Raw genomic sequence first — 21,175 nt, 5'->3', positions numbered from 1 at the left:
GGGTGGCTGCTGGCCCACGACTCAGGGTGCGACGAAGACGTAGCGCCGGTAGGCGTAGAAGCGGAACAGCGTCGCGAGCACCCAGCCGAGGATGCGGGCGGTGTTGTCGCTGAGCGCCGAGTCGAGCCCGAGCAGCTGCCGGGACGCGAAGACCGTGCCGGCGGTGATGGCGAGCCCGACGCCGTTCGCGACGAGGAACAGGCCCAGCTCGCGGGAGACCTGCTCGCGGTGCTGGTGGCGATAGGTCCAGTAGCGGTTCCCGGCCCAGCTGAAGAGCGCGGCCGCGCTCGTCGCGACGACGGACGCCTGGACGGGAGAACTCCCCATCGGCCCGCCCCGAGCGCCGCCGGGCAGACCGAAGACCAGCAGGTTGTAGCCGCCGTTGTCCACGACGAAGGCCAGCGCCCCGACGACGGAGAACTTCGCGGCCTCACGCCAGATACCCCGGACGGCATCACGGACGGAACGTGTCACAGAGGTGAGAACCGGCACAAAGCGAGAGTAGCCACCCGGCGCGCCCCCACCTCATGGGCGCGCTCATACCGCATGATTTCCCCCATATGTGACTGTTCGGCACCGGCTCGGATGCTCGGATGAGGAGTGGGGAGTGGTCGTGGAACCGACGATCGCGTGTGTCGTGCCGTGCCACAACGAGGAGGCGGCCGTCGGCAAGGTGGTCCGCGACCTGCGCGCGGCCCTCCCCGAGGCCGTCGTCTACGTCTACGACAACGCCTCCACCGACCGCACCGTGGAGGTCGCCCGCGCGGCGGGCGCGATCGTCCGGCAGGAGCCCCGCAAGGGCAAGGGCAACGTCATCCGCCGCGCCTTCGCCGACGTCGACGCCGACGCCCTGCTCATCATCGACGGCGACGACACCTACGACGCCTCCCGCGCCCGGGACATGGTGGACCTGCTCTTCGACGGGCCCTACGACCAGGTCGTCGGCGCCCGCCGGGTGACGGACGACGGCGCCTACCGGACCGGCCACGCGGTCGGCAACAAGGTGCTCACCGGTGCCGTGCGGTCCCTGTTCGGCAACGACGTGACCGACATGCTCAGCGGCTACCGGGTCTTCTCCCGCCGCTTCGTCAAGTCCTTCCCGGCGCTGGCCCGGGAGTTCGAGACCGAGACCGAGATGACGATCCACGCCCTCCACCTGCGCCTGCCCACGGCGGAGGTGGTCGTGAACTACCGGGTCCGGCCCGCCGGCGGCGAGAGCAAGCTGCGCACCTACCGGGACGGCTGGCGCATCCTGCGGGTCATCCTCGACCTGGCCCGCCGGGAGCGCCCCTCCCTCGTCCACACCGTGATCGCCGGCGTCCTGGCCCTGATCTCGGTCGTCCTCGGCATCCCCGTCATCGCCGACTTCGTCCGCACGGGCACGGTGCCCCGCGTCCCCACGGCGATCCTCGCCGCCGCGATCATGACCATCGCCGCGCTCGTCCTGCTCGTGGGCTACATCCTCGAATCGCTCACGCACATGCGGCAGGAACAGACCCGGCTGGTGCACCTCTCCTACCCGGCCCCCGTCCGCGCCTCCCTCTACACCGCCCATGGAGCCGGTACCGGCCCCGTGCCCGTCCGGAAGACCGTCGACGGACCCTGATCCGCCTGGGGAGCGACGGGCTCGCAGTACGATGATCGGAACCCCCGTTCCGCGGGGTCCCGTGACTGAGGAGATGCGTGCCCGTGCCTGCCCGACTTCCTTCGTGGGCCTGGGCGACCGGGCTGACCGTGGGAGCGATAGCCGCGGTGACCGTCCTGGCCGTGCAGGCGGACCAGGGCCCCCAGCCCGCCGCCACCTCGGCCAAGCCGAGCGCCTCGGTGTCGGCGGAGCCCACACCCACGGCTTCGGTCCCGGCGAGGGTGCCCGACGGCTCCGGCACCGGCCGCCGCATCGTCTACTCCCTCGGCGAGAAGCGGGTGTGGCTGGTCGACGCGAGCGAGGCGACCCGCCGTACGTTCGCCGTGTGGCCGGGCACGGTCAGCCCCGACCCGGGCACCTACACGGTGTCGTCCCGCGCCGAGGCCACGACCGGCTCGGACGGCGTCCGGATCGAGCACATCATGTACTTCGCCGCGAAGTCCGGCGTCTCCGTCGCGTTCTCCAACGCGGTCGACGGCGCCTCGCCGCCGCCCGCCGACTCCGGCGCCAAGACGGGCGGGGTCAGGATGCGGAAGGCGGACGGCACGGCACTGTGGGCGTTCGGCACGGTCGGCACGACGGTTACCGTGGTCAAGTAGTCGGTCGGCGTCAGGCAGCCGGGTCCGACGGCCTGGACGGCAGGTGGTTGACGATCAGCACGAGCCCGCTGAACAGGAACACGCGGGTCGCGGCGTCCAGCCCGTTCCAGCTCTTCGACTGCCACATCGAGAACCACTCACCACCGATCGCGATGAACCCGGCCCCGAACAGCAGCAGCACCATCAGCAGCCCGTAGGTGGACATCCGCCGCGCCTGCTGCTGGTCCCGTCTGGCCCACAGCCAGGTCCCGTATATGAGGACGAGCGCGGCGACGGTCTCCCAGACGATGATCAGGACGTAGGCGGTGTCCTGAAGTGCCGTACTGGTGACGGCCCGCCACATCAGGTCCTCGTCCTTGAACGTGGTGTCCATGGCGAGAACATGGCGGACGAACTGCTGGTTGGTGCCGAAGTCGGTGATGTTCCCGAACGCGACCAGCGCCATGTAGAGCGCGACCGAGGCGGTGAGCAGGGCGGCGGCCAGAGGCAGCGCGCCGCGGCGTGAGGTTGGGGAGGTGGCCATGGCGATCATTCTTCCCGAGCGGCGGCGGCCGACGCGACACAATGACGGCGGAAGCCGGACGGGCGAGGCGAGGGGACGTACGGATGGCGCAGGCCAGGCCTTCGATGCAGGACCTGATACGGCAGCGGACCCGGGCCGGTTTCGTCGGCCGGGCCGCCGAACGGGCCCTGTTCCGCGCGAACTTCGGCACTCCTGCGCAGGACGAACGCCACCGCTTCCGCTTCCACGTCCACGGCAACGCGGGCGTCGGAAAGACCTTCCTCCTGCGGGAGTTGGAACAGATCGCCCGCGAACAGGGCGCGCTGACCGCGTACGTGGACGACAGCGCCGGCGGCGTGCCGGAGGTGATGGCGGAGATCAGCCGCCAGTTCACCGCGCAGGGCCGCCGGTTGAAGGAACTCGACCGCATGCTCGCCGCCCACGACGAACGCAGACACGAGGCGGAACTGGCCGCGCTCGCCGCCCTGGACGCGCAGGCCGAGGACGCGGGCCCCACGGCGAGCGGCAGGATCGTGGCCCGGGCCGGGACGGTCGCGCTGGGGATGGTCCCGGTGGTCGGCCCACTCGCGGGCCTGCTCGACGCCGAGGAACTCGCGGGCGGAGTCGACCGGTTCCGGGAGAGCGTGCTGGCCCGCTTCCGCGACCACGAGGACGTGCGGCTGGTCCTCGCCCCGGAGCAGGTGCTCACACCGGTGCTCCTGCGCGAGCTCACGGAGGCCGCCGCCTCGGCTCCCTGGATCGCCCTCTTCCTCGACACCTACGAGCGGACGGCCCCCTACCTGGACCACTGGCTGCACCAGACGATGGTCACCGACCGCTACGGCGCCATGCCGGCCACGACCGTCGTGGTCACGGCGGGCCAGCGCCCCCTGGACACGGCCCTGTGGGGCGGTCTGACGGACTTCGTGACGGACGTCGCGCTGTCCCCCTTCACCGAGACGGAGGCACGCGGACTGCTCGCCGCCAAGGGCGTGACCGCCGAACCGGTCGTCGAGGAGGTGCTGCGCCTCACCGGCGGCCTCCCCGTCCTGGTCTCCACCCTCGCCGAATCCCGCCCCGCCGACCCGGACGACGTGGGCGACCCGAGCGCCACGGCGGTGGAACGCTTCCTGCGGTGGGAGCGGGACCCGGCACGACGGGCGGCCGCACTGGCCTGCGCGCTGCCGAGATGGCTGGACGAGGACGTGTTCCGGGTGGTCACCGACTGCCCTCAGGGCCAACTGGAGTCCCTCTACGGGTGGTTGCGGGGCATGCCGTTCGTCGGCGAGCGCGGCGGGGGACGCCTGCGCTACCACGACGTCGTACGTGCACCGATGCTGCGCGCGCAGCGCAGCCGGTCGCCGCGCGGGTGGGCCGAACGACAGCGGCACCTGGCGCGGACGTTCGGCGGCTGGCGGGAGGAGACCGAGGCCGGCGGGGCCGAGCCGTGGGCCGACGAGACGTGGCGGAACCTGCGCCTGGCCGAGGTGTACCACCTCCTCTGCGCCGGTGAGCGGGACGCGCTGCCGCAGGCGCTACGGGACTTCGTCCACGCCTGCGACGCCGGTGCGGGCGCGGCCGGGCAGTGGGCGCGGGTGCTGGTCGACGCCGGACAGGACGCGGACACGGCGGCGGTGGCCGAGTGGGGCACCGAACTGACCGCGGCCCTCGACGCGGAGGGCATCCTCACCGCACTCGACCTGCTCCTGCGCCGCGCGGTGCTCGACGCGCCCACTCAGGCCCGGGCCCGGGCCGTACGGGGCGACGAGCTGCGCGGCCGGGCCGCGTACCCGCAGGCCCTCGCCGAGTACGACCGGGCCGTCGCCCTGGATCCGGAACTGGCCGTCGCCTACCGTCACCGGGCCGGAATCCGCAGGGAGCTGGGCGACGACGAGGCCGCGATCGCCGACCTGGACCGGGCCGTGGCGCTGGAGCCGCACAACTCCTGGTACGTCGCCCTGCGCGGCGAGCACCACCGGCTCGCCCGGCACGACGCCGAAGCCCTCCGGGACCTGAGCGAAGCGATCCGCCTGGATGCCGCCAACGAGTTCGCCTGGGCGTCCCGGGGAGCCACGCACGAACGCCGCGGAGACCTGGACGCCGCCCTCCGCGACCTGGGCCGGGCCCTGGACCTCAAGCCGGACTACGCCTGGGCGCTCGCCCGCCGCGCCCGGGTCTGGCGCGCCCTGGGCGACCCCCGACGCCAGCTTGCCGACCTCGACCACGCCCTCGCCCTGAGCCCCGACTGGCCCTGGGCCCGTTGCGAACGCGGCGACGCGCTGCGCGCCCAGGGCCGCGACGAGGAGGCCGTCGCCGACTTCGACCGTGCGCTGTCCCTGGACCCCGCCTACGCCTCGGCGTACGCGAGCCGGGGCGCGTCCCTCGCCCACCTCGGCCGCCACACGGAGGCCCTCGCCGACCTGGACCGGGCGGTGGAACTCCGGCCCGGATATGTCTGGGCGTTGTGCCGCCGTGCGGTGCTGCACGCGCTCATGGGGCGGATCGAGGAGGCCCGGACCGATGTGGAGACGGTCCGTGAACGGGACTCCGGTGCGCTGGAACGCCTTCCGGACGCCGACCGTGCGGTGCTGGGGCCGGTCCTCGCCGGGTGAACGGCGTACGACGTACGGGCCCACCGGAATCGGAAGCCGGGCGGCGGGTCCTCAGCGCCCTGCGCCGTCGAGGGCGGCGACCTCGCGGGTGGCATCGGCGATGGCCCGGAAGTCCTTCTTGAGGATCGCGCCATGGTTGCTGGCGACCTTCGCGGCGATCCGGATGTTCGGGTTCTGGGCCGTCGCCGCGTCGAGGCCGGTGCGGATCCGTTCCTGCTCGTCGCCGCGGCTGCCGAAGGACGTCCCCGAGGCGATCACGTACCGCACCGGGACGGTGATGCCGCCCAGCACGGGACCCAGCTCCCGCTCCCGCGACAGCCTGCCGAGCTCGATGTTGCTCTCGGCCTGCTGCGCGGCCGTCATCCGCGGGGTCAGGCCCGTCGGGCGCAGCAGCGGCATGAACCAGCCCAGCCGCCGGAACAGCTTACGGATCCGCTGCTCCATGGCCTCGTCCAGCCAGTCGTACGGGAAGGCGCCGTCGACCAGGACCGCCCCCACGGCACGCTCCGGATTCCGGTGGGCCCAGTGCGCCGCGACGACCGCCCCGTAGGACCAGCCGACCACCAGCGCCCGGTCCACACCCCGGGCCGCGAGAACGGCGTCGACATCGCGGACGGCGGCCTCGAAGGAATAGTCCGCCGACCGCTTCGACTTGCCGCGGGCCCGCTCGTCGTAGGTGATGTGCCGCCACTCCGACCCCAGTTCGGAGATGACCCGCCGCCAGTACCCCTGGGTGGCGAACTGGCCGTTGAGGTAGACCACCGGGATCCCGGGCCCGCCGGTGTCGGTGACGGCCAGGGCCGTGTCGTCGACCGGCACCATGCCGGTCCAGGTCGAACCGGTCGCGGACGTGCTGTTCTTCGTCATGTTTCCCCCTGGTGATGGGCTCGGCCGGACAGTTCTGGCGCTGTCGGTTCAGAGGCTGCGCGCGGCGATGTCGCCGTGCGAGGTGGTGGCGCGGATGTCGAGTGCGGTGCTGCCGTCGTTCTTGAGGGAGTTGCTGACACGGCCGTAGCCGGTGTCCGCGTCCAGGGCGGCCGAGACGCCGGCGGCGGCGACGACCGAGATGTCACCGGACTGCGTGCGCAGCACGACCGTGCCGCCCAGGGCCTCGGCGATCCGGATGTCGCCCCTCGCGGTGCTGATCTCCGCGGGGCCGCCCAGCCGGCCCACCTCGACGTCGCCGTCGCTCGCGGTGAGCCGGACGCTCGCAGCCTCGTCGATCTTGATGCTGCGGTACGCGCCCTCGAAGACGATGTCGCCGAGCCGCCCGACGCCGCGCAGCTCGGCGCTGTCGGCCCTGGCCTCGACGCGGGAGCCCGCGGGCAGCCGGACCGTGACCTCCACGGCCCCGGAAGGGCCGAGGAGCCGGCCGGTGGTGGCCGAGGCCCTGATCCGCAGGACACCGTCGGCGTAGGTGACGGCGGTCTGCTCGGCGGCCTTGGTGTCCCGGCTCTTGGAAGCGTCGGCGGGCAGCACCTCGACGGTGGTGTCGGCACGGTCCGCGGCGATGAACTGGACACGTCCGGCGGGGATGTCAAGGACGGCGGTGACCGGGGCGGGAGTGGCGAACTTCTGCATCGTGATCTCCTCTGGGTTTGTCGTTTCCGACAACAGAAAAGCTACGTTGCGTTCGCAGAATAGGCAACATGTTCGTTGCGTATTGCCATCGTAGATGCAGGTGAGAGGCGCAGAATCGTTGCAACGAGTCAAAGAGAAAGCAACAATCCGAGAAGGTGCGTTGCAATAGATCGAAACTGAATGCACTGCGGGCGGCCCGCCGTCCCCGTTCGATTACAGTGCTGTCGTCGTACGTATGGACGGTCCCTGGGAGGTCAAGGTGGGTGCGACTGCCGGTGCCGTCTGGGGGCGTACGGAGCAGCAGGACTTTCGCAGCCGGGTGCGCGGCACGTTGCTCGGGCTGGCCGTCGGGGACGCGCTGGGCGCGCCCGTGGACGGGCTGGGCATCGACGGGATCAGGGAGGCGTACGGGGCGGAGGGGCTGGTCGATCTGGCCCCCGCCTACGGCAGACGCGGCGCCGTCACCCATCTCACCCAGCTCACCCTCTTCTCCGTGGACGGGCTGATCCGCGCCCAGGTGCGGCGGGACACCGGCGCCTGGCATCCGCCCACCGACCTGCACCGGGCCTACCTGCGCTGGGCCGCAACCCAGCGGGACTGGGGGCCCGACCTGCGGCGCAAGGACGACGGGTGGCTCGCGCGGGAGGAGTGGCTGTACGCGCGCAGGGACCCGAGCAAGGCGCTGCTCCTCGGGCTCGCCGACGCGACCATGGGGACGCCCGAGGCGCCCAAGAACCCCGGTGAGCTCGGGCCCGAGGCCGCCGCCCGGTCCGCCCCGTTCGGGCTGCTCGTGGGCTGGGAGCCGCAGCTCGTCGTCCAGCTCGCGGTGGAGTGCGCGGCGCAGACCCACGGTCATCCGACGGCGTATCTCGCGGCGGGCGCGTACGCCGTGATCGTGCACGCGCTCGCCCTCGGGGAGAGTCTCGACGGCGCGGTGCAGCGGGGCTTCGCGCTGCTGGCCGCCCGGCCCGGGCACCAGCCCGTGTCGGACGCGCTCCAGCACGCGCTGGGTGCCGTACGGCAGGGGCTGCCCGGGCCGGAGCGCGTGGCGGAGCTGTGCGGGGCCGGGACGGCGGAGAGCCTCGTCGGTGCCGCCGTGTACTGCGCCCTCGTCGCCGCCGACGTCCGGCACGGACTGACCCTCGCCGTGAACCACGACGGCCCCTCCGCCGCCACCGGCGCGCTGACGGGCGCGCTGCTCGGCGCCCTGCACGGCGAGACGGCCCTCCCCCCGGCCTGGCTGGCCGAGCTGGAGGGCCGCCCCACGATGCTGGAGCTGGCCGACGACTTCGCCATGGAGATGACCCAGGGCCCGGCCCTGCACAGCCCGGCGGGCGCCTCCCCGGGCTGGCTGGCGCGGTATCCCCGGGCGTGAACCTGGGCCAACCCCCCGGGCGTAAACCGGGGCCACTCCCCGGGCGTAAACCTGGGCCCCCGGGCGTAAACCTGGGCCCCCGGGCGTGAACCTGGGCCACCCCCGGGCGTGAACCGCAGGACGGCCCACTATCGGACGGCCCCCGCCGGATGGCCCCCACCGGATGCCCGCCGCTGGACGACCCAGGTGCAGGACCCCCCGGCTGGACGGCCCGCGCGGCAGGGCGACCGCGCCGCGCGTCCTGCCGCCACGGCCCACGCTCCTGGTCGCCGTGGACGAGCGGGACGGGACGCTGGCGGCCACGGTGGTGCTGGACGCGCGCGGCCCGGCGCGTCCGCCGCACCCGCGCCGGCCGGGGCATCGTGAAGGGCGCGAAGCGCCTCTTCACCAGGGGCGCGGGGAACTGCCCGACCAGCCACGACGGACCCGCAGCTCCCCACAGCCGAACCGTCAGCGCTTGCGCCGCAGGGCGACCGCCCCGCAGGACGGCCGCCCCTCCCGGCGTACTACTCCGCGCTACTCCTTGCGCGCCGCCCCCACGACGCCGTCCGCCGCCCCGGCCGGCGTCGGGATCGCGGCCGAGGCCGCTCCGTCGCCGTCCGTGTTGATCTTCTCGATGAGCGCCAGCCGCTCCGGGGTGTCCTCCGGCTTGATGTAGCCGACGAGGATGTAGAGGACCAGCGACACCGCCAGCGGGATCGACACCTGGTACTGCAGCGGCACACCGCCCTCGACGTTCCAGTGGATCGGGTAGTTCACGAGCCAGAAGGCGAGCAGGCCCATCGACCAGCTGACGAGGGCCGCCGTCGGGCCGGAGCGGCGGAACGCCCGCAGCAGGCCGAGCATCATCGGGATCGCCATCGGGCCCATCAGACCGGCCACCCACTTGATGACGACCGTGATGATGTCCTTGAACGCGGGGGAGTTGACCTGGGTCGCCGCCGCCATGGACAGGCCGAGGAAGACGACCGTCGCGACCCGGGCGACCCGCAGCCCCTGGCTCTGGTTCCAGGCCCGGGCCCGTGCCCAGATCACCGGCGCGCAGTCCCGGGTGAAGACGGCCGCGATGGCGTTGGCGTCCGAGGAGCACATGGCCATGGTGTGCGAGAAGAAGCCGACGATGACCAGGCCCAACAGGCCGTGGGGGAGGAGCTGTTCGGTCATCAGGGCGTAGGAGTCGGAGCCGTCGGCCTTCTGCGACTCGACCAGCAGCGGGGACATCCACATGGGGAAGAACAGCACCAGCGGCCAGACCAGCCAGAGGATCGCCGACAGCCGGGCCGACCGCTCGGCCTCCTTGGCGTTCGGGGTGGCCATGTAGCGCTGGGCCTGGTTGAGCATGCCGCCGTTGTACTCGAAGAGCTTGATGAAGAGGAAGGCGAGCAGGAACACCGTGCCGTACGGGCCGACCAGCGGTTTCTCGTGGCCCTGGAGCTCGGGGGAGTCCCAGACGCCGAAGAAGCCGCCGTGGTCGTCGAGGCGTACGAACACCGCCACGAACATCGCGACGCCGGCCAGCAACTGGATGATGAACTGGCCGAGTTCGGTCAGCGCGTCCGCCCACAGGCCGCCGATCGTGCAGTAGACCGCCGTGATGCCGCCGGTGATGAGGATGCCCTGGTTGAGGGAGATCCCCGTGAAGACGGACAGCAGCGTCGCGATCGCCGCCCACTTCGCGCCCACGTCCACGATCTTCAGCAGCATGCCGGACCAGGCCAGCGCCTGCTGCGTCTTCAGGTCGTACCGGTTCTTCAGGTACTCCAGCGGGGAGGCCACATGGAGCCGGGAGCGGAGCCGGTTGATGCGCGGGGCGAACAGCTTCGACCCGATGGCGATGCCGAGGGCGATCGGGAAGGACCAGGTGACGAAGGACGTGACGCCGTAGGTGTAGGCGATGCCCGCGTACCCGGTGAACATCACCGCGCTGTAGCCCGACATGTGGTGCGAGATGCCGGAGAGCCACCACGGCATCTTGCCGCCGGCGGTGAAGAAGTCGCTGACGTTGTCCACGCGTTTGTGCGACCAGACGCCGATCGCGACCATCACGGCGAAGTAGCCGATGAGCACGGCCCAGTCGAGACCGTTCATGAGTCCCCTTCCACGGGTGCGCCGCCAGGGTCAGGCATGTGAACTCTGGGTTCGGTGACGTGCGCACGGCAAGGAAGAGGAAGGTCAAGAGACCGTAAAAAAGTTCGGTGAGATGACTTGCGTTTATGTACGTGAACTACGTCGCGTGGCCGGAAATCACCCTCAGTGCATCAGCTCACCCGCGTTCACCAGCAATGACTGGCCCGTGATCGCCCGAGCCCGGTCCGAGGCCAGGAACACCGCCGCGTCCGCCACGTCCGCATCCGTCGCCAGCTCCGGCAGTGCCATCCGATCCGTCAGCCTGCCCAGCACCTCCGCCTCCGACACGCCCTGCGAACCGGCGGCGAACCGCACGTACGCCTGCACCGGCGGTCCCCACATCCAGCCCGGCAGCACGGTGTTGACCCGGATCCGGTACGGCCCCAGCTCCCGCGCCAGCGAGTACATCGCGCTCGTCAGCGCCCCCTTCGACGCCGCGTACGCCGCCTGCCGCACCTGCGACGGAGCCGCCACCGCCGACTGCGTCCCGATGAACACGACGGCCCCGCCGCCTTGTCTGAGCGACGGCAGGCAGGCCCGGGTCATCCGCAGCGTGCCCAGCAGGTTCACGTCCAGGACCGAGCGCCAGGCCTCGAAGTCCGCGTCCTCCAGGCCACCGAAGTGGCCGTCCAGCGCGGCCACGTGCACCACCGCGTCGATCCGCCCGAACCGCTCCTGCGCCAGCCCCGCCAGCGCCTCGCACTGCGCCTCGTCGGTGATGTCGGTCGCCCGGTACGCCGTGCGCGACCCGTCCGGATCGAACTCGGCCGCCGTCTTCGCCAGATTCGCCTCCGTACGGGCCCCGAGCGCGGCCCGCCCGCCGTCCCGCACGACGGCAGCCGCCACCTGCCGCCCCAGCCCGGCCCCGACCCCCGACACGACGACCGTCTTCCCCGCGAGCAGTGACATCGAAGCCTCCCCGGAACCCGGAACCTGGCGCATTATCTGACGGAGCGTCAGAGTATGAGCCAGCCGCCAACAGAGGGGAAGGGCATGAGCGACGACACCCGCAGCGAGCTGTACGCCGAACTGGCCGCCGTCGGCCCCTACGGCACCCACCCCGGCCACGCCCTGATCACCATGGTCGAACCGCACCCGGGCCATGAGTACGCCTACAACCGCTGGTACGAGGACGACCACTACTACGCCGGCGCGATGGCCATGCCCTGGATGTACGCCGGCCGCCGCTGGGTGGCCACCCGCGACCTGCAACTCCTGCGCTACCCCGAGAAGTCGGCGATCGCACAGCCCGTCACCACGGGCTGCTACCTCTCCACGTACTGGATCACCGCCGGCCGCTACGACGACCACATGCGCTGGACGGTCGCCATCAACAAGCGCCTCAACCGCGACGGCCGCGTCTACCACGACCGTACCCACGTCCTCACCGCCTTCCAGGACCACGAGGCGACGGTCTACCGGGACGGGGCGGCCGGCCCGCGCGACGTCCACGCCCTCGACCACCCCTACACCGGCCTGGTCCTCCAGGTCGTCGAGGCCGGCGCCCCCGAACAGCGCCCGCAACTGCTGGAGTGGCTGCGCTCCCGCCACCTGCCCAAGCGGCTCACCGGCTCCCCGGCGGCGCTGGTGACCGTCTTCCGCCCGACCCCGCTGCCAGGCGACCGCATGACCTACGTCAAGCAGGTCGAGGGCGTCGACACCCGGCTGACCCTGCTGTGGTTCCTCCAGACGGACCCCAGGGAGTGCTGGGACCCCCATTTCACGGGCCTGGACGCGGCGGTGGCCGAGTCGGGGCTGGGGAGAGTGGAGCTGGTGGCGCCGTTCATCCCGACCGTGCCGGGCACCGACACCCACGTGGACCGGCTCCGCTGAGGGTCAGCGCAGTTCCTCCGGGCAGGGCGTCCCCCTGGGCAGCTGGTACGGGGCCGCCAGGCGGTACGTGCCCGCCTTGGGGGCCAGCAGCTCCGTCCACTTGTCGCCCTGGGCGTCCTCCTCGGTCTCCGTCAGGCAGCCGTTGACGTTGACGTACGTCTTCGGCTCGTCCTCGGGGCGCTCCCTGGAGGCCCGCGTCTCCTGGGGCGGCTTCAGGCTCTTGCCCTCCGCGTCGACGATGCTCAGCCAGGGGGAGTACGGGATGCGGACCAGGACGCGGCCCGGCTTCTTCACCCGGAGGATCATCTCGCCCTGCTCGGCCCGGTCGACGACGGCGTTCGGCTCGGCGAGGGGCGTCGGGGCGGTCACCTTGAACAGCTGCCAGTTGGCATCGCCCCAGACCTGGGTCAGATACGGCAGCCCGCGCCGCACCAGGGCCCGCTCCCGCTGACCCCCGTCACCGTCCGGCTCGTCCTTCGGCAGCACCACGTAGTGGACCGCCCAGCGCTTCAGCCACTCGTGGTAGTTCGCCGAGTTGAGCGTGTCGTCGTAGAAGAGGGGGTTGCGCTCCATGTCGGCCTGCCGGTTCCAGCCGCGGGCCAGGTTGACGTACGGGGCGAGGGCGGAGGCCTCGCGGTGGGAGCGGGCGGGGACGACCTCCACGCGGCCCTTCTCGGCGCCGACCTCCTGCAACTCGTTCACCAGCGGCGCCAGCTCCCGCGACCAGGACGCCGCCGGGGCCGTGTGCACGATGTCGTCGACCGTCTTGAAGCCGATCCACACGGCGAAACCGACGAGCGCGACGACGGCCGCGTACCACTTGCGGCTCCGCGGCACCGTGAACGGCAGCGCGGCGACCAGCGCCACCCCGGCGAACAGCATCGCCAGCCGCGTGATGTTCGAACCGATCTGGGAGCTGACCAGCCACACCAGCACGACGCCCAGCCCGTACACCGCGGCCGTCAGCCGGACCGTCTTCCAGTCCTGCGGCACCAGGAGGAAGACGAGGACCGAGAATGCGAGCGGCAGCAGCACCGAGCCGATCGTCATCGGCTGCGTCCCCGAGAACGGGAACAGCCACGCCGACACCCCCACCACCGCACTCGGCGCCAGCCCCAGCGCCCACGCGCCCGGCCGCCGCTTCTGGAGGAACAACGCCACCGCGACCAGGCCCACGAACAGGCCCGCGACCGGCGACGCCATGGTGGCCAGCGCGGCCAGGGGTGCCGCGGACAGGGCCTTCGCCCAGCGCTTGTACCGCCACCGGTACGGCCAGCAGAACACGACCGCGACCGCGCCGAGCGCGAACATCATGCCCAGACCGAACGTCACCCGCCCGGACACCGCGTTGCAGAACAGCCCGAACACGCCCGCCAGGGACGCCCACAGGGGGTTGCGGACGGACCGGCTGCGCAGGAGCAGCAGGGTCAGCAGCCCCGCCGAGACCGTCCCCGCGATCATCATCGTCGTCCGCACGCCGAGCACCGACATCAGATACGGCGACACCACGCTGTACGACACCGGGTGCATCCCGCCGTACCAGGCGAGGTTGTACGCCGAGTCCGGGTGCCGGCCGACGAACTCGGCCCAGGCGTCCTGCGCGGCCAGATCGCCGCCGCTGTTCGCGAACGTGAAGAACCAGAGGACGTGGAGCAGTCCGGCGAGCCCCGTGACGGACAGGACCGGGTGGCGCAGCATGCGCTCACGCAGCGTCAGTACGAGGGTGTGCAGCCGGTTCTCACGGCCGTCCCGGCTGCCGCTTTCCCCGGCTGCGGGCAGGGGTATTCGCGGGCCGGCGGATACCGGGCCCGGATCGGCGTCGTCGGCGCGTGTCGGCTCCGCAGTGGCCACTCGAAGGCACTCCCCGTTGTCCCGTCTTCTGTTCTCGTCTTCTCATACCGGTCCCGCCGGCCGTGTCCCGTCGGTCAGCGGTCCACGGCCGCGCCGCCGCGGGCGGCGGCCTGCCCGGTTCGCGACGCTAGCACGCACCCCGCCGGGCGGCGCCCGGACGGGCCGTTACCGGCGGGGTGCGGTGCTGTGGGCCGGCGAGCCGGCCCGGCTCTCAGCCGAGGCGGGTGAGCTTGTCCGCGAAGCCCGGCTCCACGAGGTCCTTCTGGAGAGCGACCGGAACCTTGACCGCGTTGGCGCTGCCGTCACCGACGGTGAGCGTGCCCACCTTCGTGCCGGCCTTCGCCGTGTGCGGCAGCTCGTCCGCGGCGAACGTCAGCTTGACCGACAGGCCCGCCCAGCCGACGGCCGTGACGTCCTCGGTGACGGCGACCGGCGTACGGCCGCCGAGACCGTCGTCCGCGTACCCGACGACCGTGCCCTTCTTCAGGATCGTCGCCGACTCCAGCGCGCCCTGCGCGGCCTTGATCAGCTTGTCGCCCTCGTACAGCGCGGCACCCAGGATGGTGTTGTCCGGGCCGCCGGCGGGCTGGCGCACCACGGCGCCGACGATCCGGCGGGTCTCGCCGCCGACGTCCTTCCTCGCCGAGAAGACGAGGTTGCCGAGCGCCGAGGTGGTGGTGCCGGTCTTGATGCCGGTGACGTCGTTGTAGCCGACCAGGCGGTTCCAGTTGTCGTGCTTGGTGCCCTTGTAGTCGACGTACGACATCATCGCGGCCACCTCGCGGAAGGCGGGCTGCTCCATGGCCGCCTTGCCGAGCTTCACCTGGTCCACGGCCGTGGACACGGTGGTGTTGTTCAGGCCTGACGGGTCGGTGTACGTCGTGTTCTTCATGCCGAGGTCCTCGGCGGCGTCGTTCATCTTGCCCACGAACGCCTTCTCGGACCCCGCGTCCCAGCGGGCGAGCAGTCGCGCCACGTTGTTCGCGGAAGCGATCAGGATGCTCTCCAGGGCCTCCCGCTGGCTGATCTTGTCGCCCTTGGTGACGTCGACGGTGGACTCCTGGCCGGCGTCGGACTGGTCCTCGGCGGCCTGGTCGATCTCGATCTTCGGCCCGTCCTCGCCGCTCTTGAGCGGGTGGTCGCGCAGGATCACATAGGCGGTCATGACCTTGGCGACGCTCGCGATCGGCACGGGCTTCTGCTCGCCGGACGACCCGAACGAGCCGATGCCCTGCACGTCCAGCGCGGCCTGGCCCTTGGCGGGCCAGGGAATGTCGACCTTGCCGCCCTCGAAGGTGTAGCTCTCCTCGGCGGTGAGGTCCAGGGTGGGCGCCGGCAGCGGGCGCACGCTCTGCGCGACGCCGATGAGGACCACCAGCAGCAGCACCAGCGGCGTCCAGATCTTCACCCGCCGCACGGCCGTCCGCAGCGGGGTGTCCGGCGGCGGCGGGGTGTTCGTCAGCTCGGCCAGCAGATCCAGCGGCGGCCGGGGCGGCAGGGGCTGCTGGGTGGTCCGCTCGGGGCCGACGGTGGGCACGGGGGCGGTGGCGTCGGCGGGGGCGGGGTTGGGGGCAGGCGGGGTGGCCTGTCCGGCCGGGGCGGCCTGCCCGGACTGTGCGCCGGACGCCGGCTTCCGCGTCGACGGGTCGTCCAGCGGCTTGAGCGCGACGAACTTGCTGGTCCGCTCGGCTTCCTTCTCGGGCGCGTCCTTGGTGGCACCGCCGAGTTTGAGCATGGTGGTGGGCTGATCGACCGGGGGCCGCACGGCCTTGAAGACGGCGGTGGGCTGGTCGACGGGGGGTGCGGCGTCGCCCTTGTCGGTGTCCGAGTCGTCCGACTCTGAGGCGGCGTCGGAATCGCCCGTGCCGCCGGTGGCGGAACGGTCCGCCTCCGACTCGTCGGCGTCTTCCGCCTCTCGGTCCTCCCGGGCGTCCGCGTCGGCCTCAGCAGGCTTCTCAGGCTTCCGGGCGTCCGTGTCGGCCTCTGCGGCCTCTTCCGCCCTCTCAGTCGCCTCCTGGCCGTCCTCAGAGCTCTTGTCGGCGTCCTTGTCGGCCTCCTCGGCCGCCGCAGGCTCCTCGTCCTGGTCGGCCGTAGCGACCCACGCGGCCACGGCGTCCCGCAGCCGCCCGTCACTGGCGGCGGCGTCGTCCCCGCGTTCACCGGAGCCGGAGCCCTTCTCCTGCTCCTGGGACGCGCCGTCCGCCGAGCCTGCGGCACCGGCGTCACTCTCACCCGGCTCGGCGTCAGCCACCGGGTCCGCCTCGTCCGCCTCCTGCTCGGCGTCAGCGGTGTCCGCGGCGTCCGCGTCGCCGGCCTCCGGCTCGGCGTCAGCCGCCCGGTCCGTTTCGTCCGCGTCCTGCTCGGCGTCAGCCGTGCCATCGGCATCCGCGTCACCGGAGCCCTGCTCGGAGTCCGTCACCGAGTCCGCTTCGTCCGCGTCCTGCTCGGCATCCTTCGCCGAGTCCGCCTCGTCCGCGCCTCGCTCGGCCTCAGCCACGGTCCCCTCGACGCCCGCGTCGCTCTCGTCCCGCTCGGCGTCGCCGTCGTCCGGCCCGGCGTCCGCCCCCGAGTCCTCCTGGCCCGAGCCCCGCTCGATGCCCGCGCCACTCACACCCTGTTCCGTGTCAGCCGACGTGGCCGCGGCGTCCGCGTCATCGGTGTCCGGCTCGGCGTCCGCGGCGTCCGTGTCGCCGGTGTCCTGCTCGGCGTCAGTCGGCGTCGCCTCGGTGCCCGCGTCGTCCTCGTCCCGCTCGGCGTCAGCCGCTCGCTCCGCGTCCGGGGACTCCGTCGGCTTGTCCGCCGTGCGGGTGGAGAGCACTCGGGTCGCCGTGTCGGCGCCGCCGCGCTTCGTGGACCTCTCCGTGTCCCGGGCCACCGCGAGGCGCGGATCGCGCTTGGGTGGGGCCTCGCTCCTGGCCTCGGGAACCGGACTCGCGCTCCCCGACGTCGGTTCTGCCGACGACTCGCGCTGCTTCGACCTGTCGGGGGACTCGCCCGCCACCGATGCCTCCTCCTCGCGCCGCACTCCCCGCGTGCGCGTACCGAACCGTGAACCGCCGCCCGTGACACCGCTCCCCGGCGCTGTCCGAACCATGTACCAGTGTCCTGTGCGCGCACTGAACCCACCCGGTAGACGAGAACGACATACCTACTGGTTCCACTACGAACCGGTCACGCACCCTCGACAGACCAATGTGAGAGGGGTCACCCTGTCATTCATCCACGCGGGGAGGCATGGATGGGCAGGAGCCGCAGAACACTTCCGGAGGAGCTTCTGTTGCTGGCATTGGACCCGACCACGGGTACCACTGCGCAGCCGCAGTCGCTCGACCTCGGTCTGGCCGGAGCACAGCTAGTGGAGCTGGCGCTGGCCGGACGGATAGCCCCAGACGGGGATCGTATCGCCGTGGTCGTACCACGGCCGACAGGAGATCCAACGTTGGACTGCGCGTTGGAGTTGCTGCGTAGGCGCGGCGCTCCCGTGCGGGCAGTGAACTGGATTGGCGGGCCGCGTCTCGGGCTCCGCCAGACCTACCTCTCGCATCTGGAGCGGTGCGGCATGGTGCATGCCGTGGCGGGCCAGATGTGCGGAGTGCTGCCGACGACCCGCTACCAGGCGACGGACACGGAGATCAGCCGGGAGATCAGGGCCCGGCTGGACTCGGCGATCCGCACCGGCGTACCGCCGGACCCGCGGACCGCCGCGCTCGCCGCCCTGGCACACGCGGTCGGCCTCGGCAAGCACCTGTACCCGGGCAACGAGGGGCGTTCCTCTCGGTCCCGGCTGCGGGACCTGATCAGGCACGACCCCATGGGCGGTCTCGTCGCGCACGCCGTGATGGACGTCCAGAACGGCGTGGCGGCGCAGCCGCGCCGCAGCCCGGCCCCGTCCGGCCGTCAGGCCGCCGGCGGAGCCAGGTCCGCAGCGGAACCCGCCCGAGGCGTTCCGATGCAGCCGCGCCACGGGAGCATGGCGCGCGCCGTGGCCCACTGAGCCGCGGACCCACAGCACCACGCAGCACCTGCAGCACCCCAGAACCCGGTCACGGGAGCCGCTGTCCGAGCGGGGCGGGGAGAGCACACACTCTCCCCGCCCCGCTCGGCGTGCCCTGTCCGAACTGGCGTGTACCCGTCGCATATCCACCGTTTCCCAGCGGTAGGAAGCACCTTGGTGGCAGTCTGCTCAACAGCAGATACGCAAAGTAGAGGCACGCAGCCGGAGGTGCACGTCCCGTGGCGTCCAATGTCAATCCCACCGTCAGGCGGCGCCGGCTGGGCCAGGAGCTGCGCAGGCTCCGTGAGCTCAAGGGCATGACGGCCGAAGAGGTCGCCGAGCGGCTGCTGGTGTCGCAGTCGAAGATCAGCCGGCTGGAGAACGGCCGGCGCAGCATCAGCCAGCGCGACGTGCGGGACCTGTGCGGGGTCTACGAGGTCGAGGACCAGCGGATCGTCGACTCGCTGATGCAGATGGCCAAGGATTCGCGCCAGCAGGGCTGGTGGCATGCCTTCGGGGACATCCCGTACAGCGTCTACATCGGCCTGGAGACGGACGCCGAGTCGCTCAGGGTCTACGAACCCCAGATCATCACCGGCCTGCTGCAGACGCGTGCGTACGCCGAGGCCATCATCCGGGGCGGCTCGCCCGAGGCCTCGGAGGCGGACAACGACAAGCGCGTCGAGGTCCGGCTGCGCCGGCAGGGCCGTATCACCGCCGAGACGGACCCGCTGCGGCTGTGGGTGGTCCTGGACGAGGCGTCCCTGCACCGGACCGTGGGGAGCCGGCAGGTGATGCGCGAGCAACTGGAGCACCTCATCGAGATGTCGCAGCTGCCCCACATCACCGTGCAGGTGCTGCCGTTCGAGGTCGGCGCGCACGCCGGCATCAACGGCCAGTACTCCATCCTGGAGTTCGCCGACGCGGCCGACTCCAGCGTGGTGTACATCGAGGGCGTGACCAGCGACCTGTACCTGGAGAAGCCGCTCGACGTGCAGAAGTACACGGTGATGTACGAGCACCTGCGCGCGCAGTCGCTGAACGTGGACCAGTCGCGGCAGCTCATCGAGCGCCGGGCGAAGGAGTACGCGCGCTGACCGTCCGTGGCGCAGGTGCGTGGCGCGGGACCTTCCGTCCGGCAAAGTGCGGGATGCTACACCCCTGACACGCCTGACTGGAAGTCTCCCCTGGAATATGCCATCCAGTCGAGTGAATGGCTGCTCCGAACGAGGATGTTGGCGAGTAGCGTCGATCACGCCAACCACCAGCACGGGTTGGCGTAAACGCAACTGCTACGGAGCGAACATGGCAATTCGTCTGGGCGCCACGGAAACGTGGACGACGTCCTCCTACACCAACAACAACGGCGCCTGTGTGATGGTCAGGTCGACCGTCGAAGAGGCCCTGGAACTCGGGGACACCAAGGTCCCCGAGGGTCCCAAGCTGGCGTTTCCCGCCGACGCGTGGAGCGCTTTCGTGGCCTCGGTCAAGGCCTGAGCCACCGCTCGACAACAGCACAAGCACCACCGCAAGAGCCCTCTCGACCAGCCTCGCCGTCCTTGCCGAGAGGGCTCCGCTTGTGCCCGCGCGCCCCTGAAGGCGATCAGCTCACCGGGAACGCCACGTCGCACACCGGATCCTCGGCTCCCGCCGCCTCCCAGTCCGCGAAGTACAGCTCCCGGCACGGGCCGGCCGGGGTCAGTCCCCGAGCCGCCATCCACTCCTCCACCGCTTCGAACGCGGCCAGGATCTGCGGATGCGCCACCTGCGCCTTGGTGATCCGGGTGTACGCCAGCCGCTGGGCCGGCTCCACCCGCACCGCCGCCTCCCAGGCCCGCCCGTGCCGCCGCGCCCACGCCCGCGCCGCCGTCTCGTCGGCGACCGGCAGGCACGCCTCGGCGGGGCCGTCGCTCTCCATCGACACCTCGGCGTGGTAGGCGACGTACGGCACTCCGGCCACGCCCCCGCACTCCCGGGCCGCCGCCTCCAGCCGGCCCAGCGACGCCCCGATCCACGCGGGCAGCTCGTCCGCCAGCGTGTGCCGCTTCTCGGTGATCACGACCTGCGCCGGCACGTCCACCGTCTCGACCTTGAACTTCCCGTACATCTCGGAGCTCCTCCCCGACAGTCGTCCACGGAGGTACGCGGCGAGCGTCCGCTGACCCGCCACCCGCGCCTCGACGTCCGCCCAGTACGCGCCGAGCAGCTCGGCCGCCGTCGGCCCGTCGCCCGCCGCGACCACCTCGGCGATCCGGGCGAGCGGCATGTCCAGCTGCCGCAGCAGGGCCACGAGCCGGGCCCGTTCGACCTGGCCGGCGCGGTAGTAGCGGTAGCCGGTGGCCTCGTCGACGTACGCCGGGGACAGCAGCCCCAGCCGGTCGTACAGCCGCAGGGCCTTGGCCGACAGCCGGGCGCGCGCGGCGAACGCCCCGATGGTGAGCAGGTCACGGTCCGGTACGTCCACCACGGCATCCTCCGTCATCGGGCGGCTCTTCCGCCCGATGACGAGGAGGCTCGGCCCTGCCCCAGGGGCAAGGTCAACGGGAGTCAGGCCAGCTGCGCCTCGATCGCCGCAACGACCTCGTCCGACTCCGGCTCGGTCTGCGGGGAGAAGCGGGCGACGACCGTGCCGTCCCGGCCGATCAGGAACTTCTCGAAGTTCCAGCGGATGTCCCCGCTGTGTCCCTCGGCGTCGGCGGAGCCGGTCAGGCGCTCGTACAGGGGGTGCCGGTTCTCGCCGTTGACCTCGACCTTCTCGGTCATCGGGAAGGTCACGCCGTACGTCGCCGAGCAGAACTCGGCGATCTCCTCGGCGCTGCCGGGCTCCTGCCCGAGGAACTGGTTGCAGGGCACGCCGAGGACGGTGAAGCCGCGCTCGGCATAGCGCTCGTGGAGCTTCTCCAGCCCGTTGTACTGCGGGGTCAGGCCGCACTTGGAGGCCACGTTCACCACCAGCACCGCCTTGCCCGCGTACTGGGACAGGTCGGCGGAACCGCCCTGGAGAGAACCGATCTCGACGTCGAGGGGAGAGGAACCGTTGTGAGTCGTCATGTGCG

General features: G+C 71.8%; 18 protein-coding genes and 1 pseudogene. 9 read left to right on the top strand and 10 right to left on the bottom strand.

Translation table 11 applies throughout. From position 1 onward, the window contains the following. Nucleotides 1-21: 21 nt before the first annotated feature. Nucleotides 22-474, bottom strand: coding sequence for a GtrA family protein (locus ABZ192_RS21155; RefSeq protein ID WP_356925977.1), 453 nt, complete (start codon nucleotides 472-474; stop codon nucleotides 22-24). Between the two features lie 133 nt (nucleotides 475-607). Between ABZ192_RS21155 and ABZ192_RS21150 the strand changes: the two genes are divergently transcribed. Next, entirely contained in the window at nucleotides 608-1,606 is a 999-nt protein-coding gene (locus tag ABZ192_RS21150) for a glycosyltransferase family 2 protein (RefSeq protein WP_356925976.1), read from the top strand. Nucleotides 1,607-1,689: 83 nt separating this feature from the next. After that, entirely contained in the window at nucleotides 1,690-2,244 is a 555-nt protein-coding gene (locus ABZ192_RS21145) for a hypothetical protein (RefSeq protein WP_356925975.1), read from the top strand. Nucleotides 2,245-2,254: 10 nt separating this feature from the next. On the opposite strand, the gene ABZ192_RS21140 is transcribed toward ABZ192_RS21145, so the two are convergent. Continuing rightward, nucleotides 2,255-2,767 (bottom strand): DUF2165 domain-containing protein, encoded by a 513-nt coding sequence (locus ABZ192_RS21140; RefSeq protein ID WP_356925974.1) that lies wholly within the window; start codon nucleotides 2,765-2,767, stop codon nucleotides 2,255-2,257. Between the two features lie 83 nt (nucleotides 2,768-2,850). Here ABZ192_RS21140 and ABZ192_RS21135 point away from each other — a divergent pair, with 83 nt between their 5' ends. Beyond that, complete coding sequence (locus ABZ192_RS21135; protein ID WP_356925973.1) at nucleotides 2,851-5,358, top strand: tetratricopeptide repeat protein; 2,508 nt, start codon at nucleotides 2,851-2,853, stop codon at nucleotides 5,356-5,358. A gap of 51 nt (nucleotides 5,359-5,409) precedes the next feature. On the opposite strand, the gene ABZ192_RS21130 is transcribed toward ABZ192_RS21135, so the two are convergent. Beyond that, on the bottom strand, nucleotides 5,410-6,225 hold the full coding sequence (locus ABZ192_RS21130; RefSeq protein WP_356925972.1) for an alpha/beta hydrolase: 816 nt from the start codon (nucleotides 6,223-6,225) through the stop codon (nucleotides 5,410-5,412). A 48-nt stretch (nucleotides 6,226-6,273) separates the two neighbouring features. Beyond that, entirely contained in the window at nucleotides 6,274-6,939 is a 666-nt protein-coding gene (locus tag ABZ192_RS21125) for a DUF4097 family beta strand repeat-containing protein (protein WP_356925971.1), read from the bottom strand. A gap of 259 nt (nucleotides 6,940-7,198) precedes the next feature. Here ABZ192_RS21125 and ABZ192_RS21120 point away from each other — a divergent pair, with 259 nt between their 5' ends. Further along, nucleotides 7,199-8,314 (top strand): ADP-ribosylglycohydrolase family protein, encoded by a 1,116-nt coding sequence (locus tag ABZ192_RS21120; RefSeq protein ID WP_306966081.1) that lies wholly within the window; start codon nucleotides 7,199-7,201, stop codon nucleotides 8,312-8,314. A gap of 238 nt (nucleotides 8,315-8,552) precedes the next feature. After that, nucleotides 8,553-8,663 (top strand): annotated as a pseudogene (locus ABZ192_RS21115) (GNAT family N-acetyltransferase); the annotation flags it as partial. Between the two features lie 167 nt (nucleotides 8,664-8,830). Here the strand turns inward: ABZ192_RS21115 and ABZ192_RS21110 are convergent. Further along, nucleotides 8,831-10,402 carry a sodium:solute symporter family protein gene (locus tag ABZ192_RS21110; RefSeq protein ID WP_356925970.1) on the bottom strand — a complete coding sequence of 524 codons (1,572 nt, stop codon included), beginning with the start codon at nucleotides 10,400-10,402 and terminating at the stop codon, nucleotides 8,831-8,833. A 162-nt stretch (nucleotides 10,403-10,564) separates the two neighbouring features. Beyond that, a complete protein-coding gene (locus tag ABZ192_RS21105; RefSeq protein ID WP_356925969.1) occupies nucleotides 10,565-11,350 on the bottom strand; it encodes an SDR family oxidoreductase in 786 nt (261 codons plus the stop codon). Between the two features lie 84 nt (nucleotides 11,351-11,434). Between ABZ192_RS21105 and ABZ192_RS21100 the strand changes: the two genes are divergently transcribed. Next, nucleotides 11,435-12,274, top strand: coding sequence for a hypothetical protein (locus ABZ192_RS21100; protein WP_356925968.1), 840 nt, complete (start codon nucleotides 11,435-11,437; stop codon nucleotides 12,272-12,274). Between the two features lie 3 nt (nucleotides 12,275-12,277). Here the strand turns inward: ABZ192_RS21100 and ABZ192_RS21095 are convergent, their stop codons facing one another. Both ABZ192_RS21095 and ABZ192_RS21090 read right to left on the bottom strand, forming a co-directional pair. After that, nucleotides 12,278-14,125 carry an MFS transporter gene (locus ABZ192_RS21095; RefSeq protein WP_356925967.1) on the bottom strand — a complete coding sequence of 616 codons (1,848 nt, stop codon included), beginning with the start codon at nucleotides 14,123-14,125 and terminating at the stop codon, nucleotides 12,278-12,280. Nucleotides 14,126-14,336: 211 nt separating this feature from the next. Then, complete coding sequence (locus ABZ192_RS21090) at nucleotides 14,337-17,126, bottom strand: D-alanyl-D-alanine carboxypeptidase (protein ID WP_356926048.1); 2,790 nt, start codon at nucleotides 17,124-17,126, stop codon at nucleotides 14,337-14,339. A 237-nt stretch (nucleotides 17,127-17,363) separates the two neighbouring features. Between ABZ192_RS21090 and ABZ192_RS21085 the strand changes: the two genes are divergently transcribed. The 3 genes from ABZ192_RS21085 to ABZ192_RS21075 all read left to right on the top strand — a co-directional run bounded on the left by ABZ192_RS21085 (nucleotide 17,364) and on the right by ABZ192_RS21075 (nucleotide 19,616). Further along, nucleotides 17,364-18,119 carry a GPP34 family phosphoprotein gene (locus tag ABZ192_RS21085; protein ID WP_306966089.1) on the top strand — a complete coding sequence of 252 codons (756 nt, stop codon included), beginning with the start codon at nucleotides 17,364-17,366 and terminating at the stop codon, nucleotides 18,117-18,119. A gap of 239 nt (nucleotides 18,120-18,358) precedes the next feature. Further along, nucleotides 18,359-19,216 carry a helix-turn-helix transcriptional regulator gene (locus tag ABZ192_RS21080; RefSeq protein ID WP_307175801.1) on the top strand — a complete coding sequence of 286 codons (858 nt, stop codon included), beginning with the start codon at nucleotides 18,359-18,361 and terminating at the stop codon, nucleotides 19,214-19,216. 208 nt (nucleotides 19,217-19,424) lie between these two features. After that, nucleotides 19,425-19,616 (top strand): DUF397 domain-containing protein, encoded by a 192-nt coding sequence (locus tag ABZ192_RS21075; RefSeq protein ID WP_086564378.1) that lies wholly within the window; start codon nucleotides 19,425-19,427, stop codon nucleotides 19,614-19,616. Between the two features lie 106 nt (nucleotides 19,617-19,722). Here the strand turns inward: ABZ192_RS21075 and ABZ192_RS21070 are convergent, their stop codons facing one another. Next, entirely contained in the window at nucleotides 19,723-20,601 is an 879-nt protein-coding gene (locus ABZ192_RS21070) for a MerR family transcriptional regulator (RefSeq protein WP_356925966.1), read from the bottom strand. Nucleotides 20,602-20,666: 65 nt separating this feature from the next. Further along, a complete protein-coding gene (locus tag ABZ192_RS21065) occupies nucleotides 20,667-21,170 on the bottom strand; it encodes a glutathione peroxidase (RefSeq protein WP_356925965.1) in 504 nt (167 codons plus the stop codon). Nucleotides 21,171-21,175: the final 5 nt, after the last annotated feature.

Source organism: Streptomyces sp. NPDC006235 (genome assembly GCF_040613735.1).
Taxonomy (GTDB): domain Bacteria; phylum Actinomycetota; class Actinomycetes; order Streptomycetales; family Streptomycetaceae; genus Streptomyces.
Note: the sequence above shows the minus strand (reverse complement) of the source record. Positions and strands in the feature narration are given on the sequence as shown.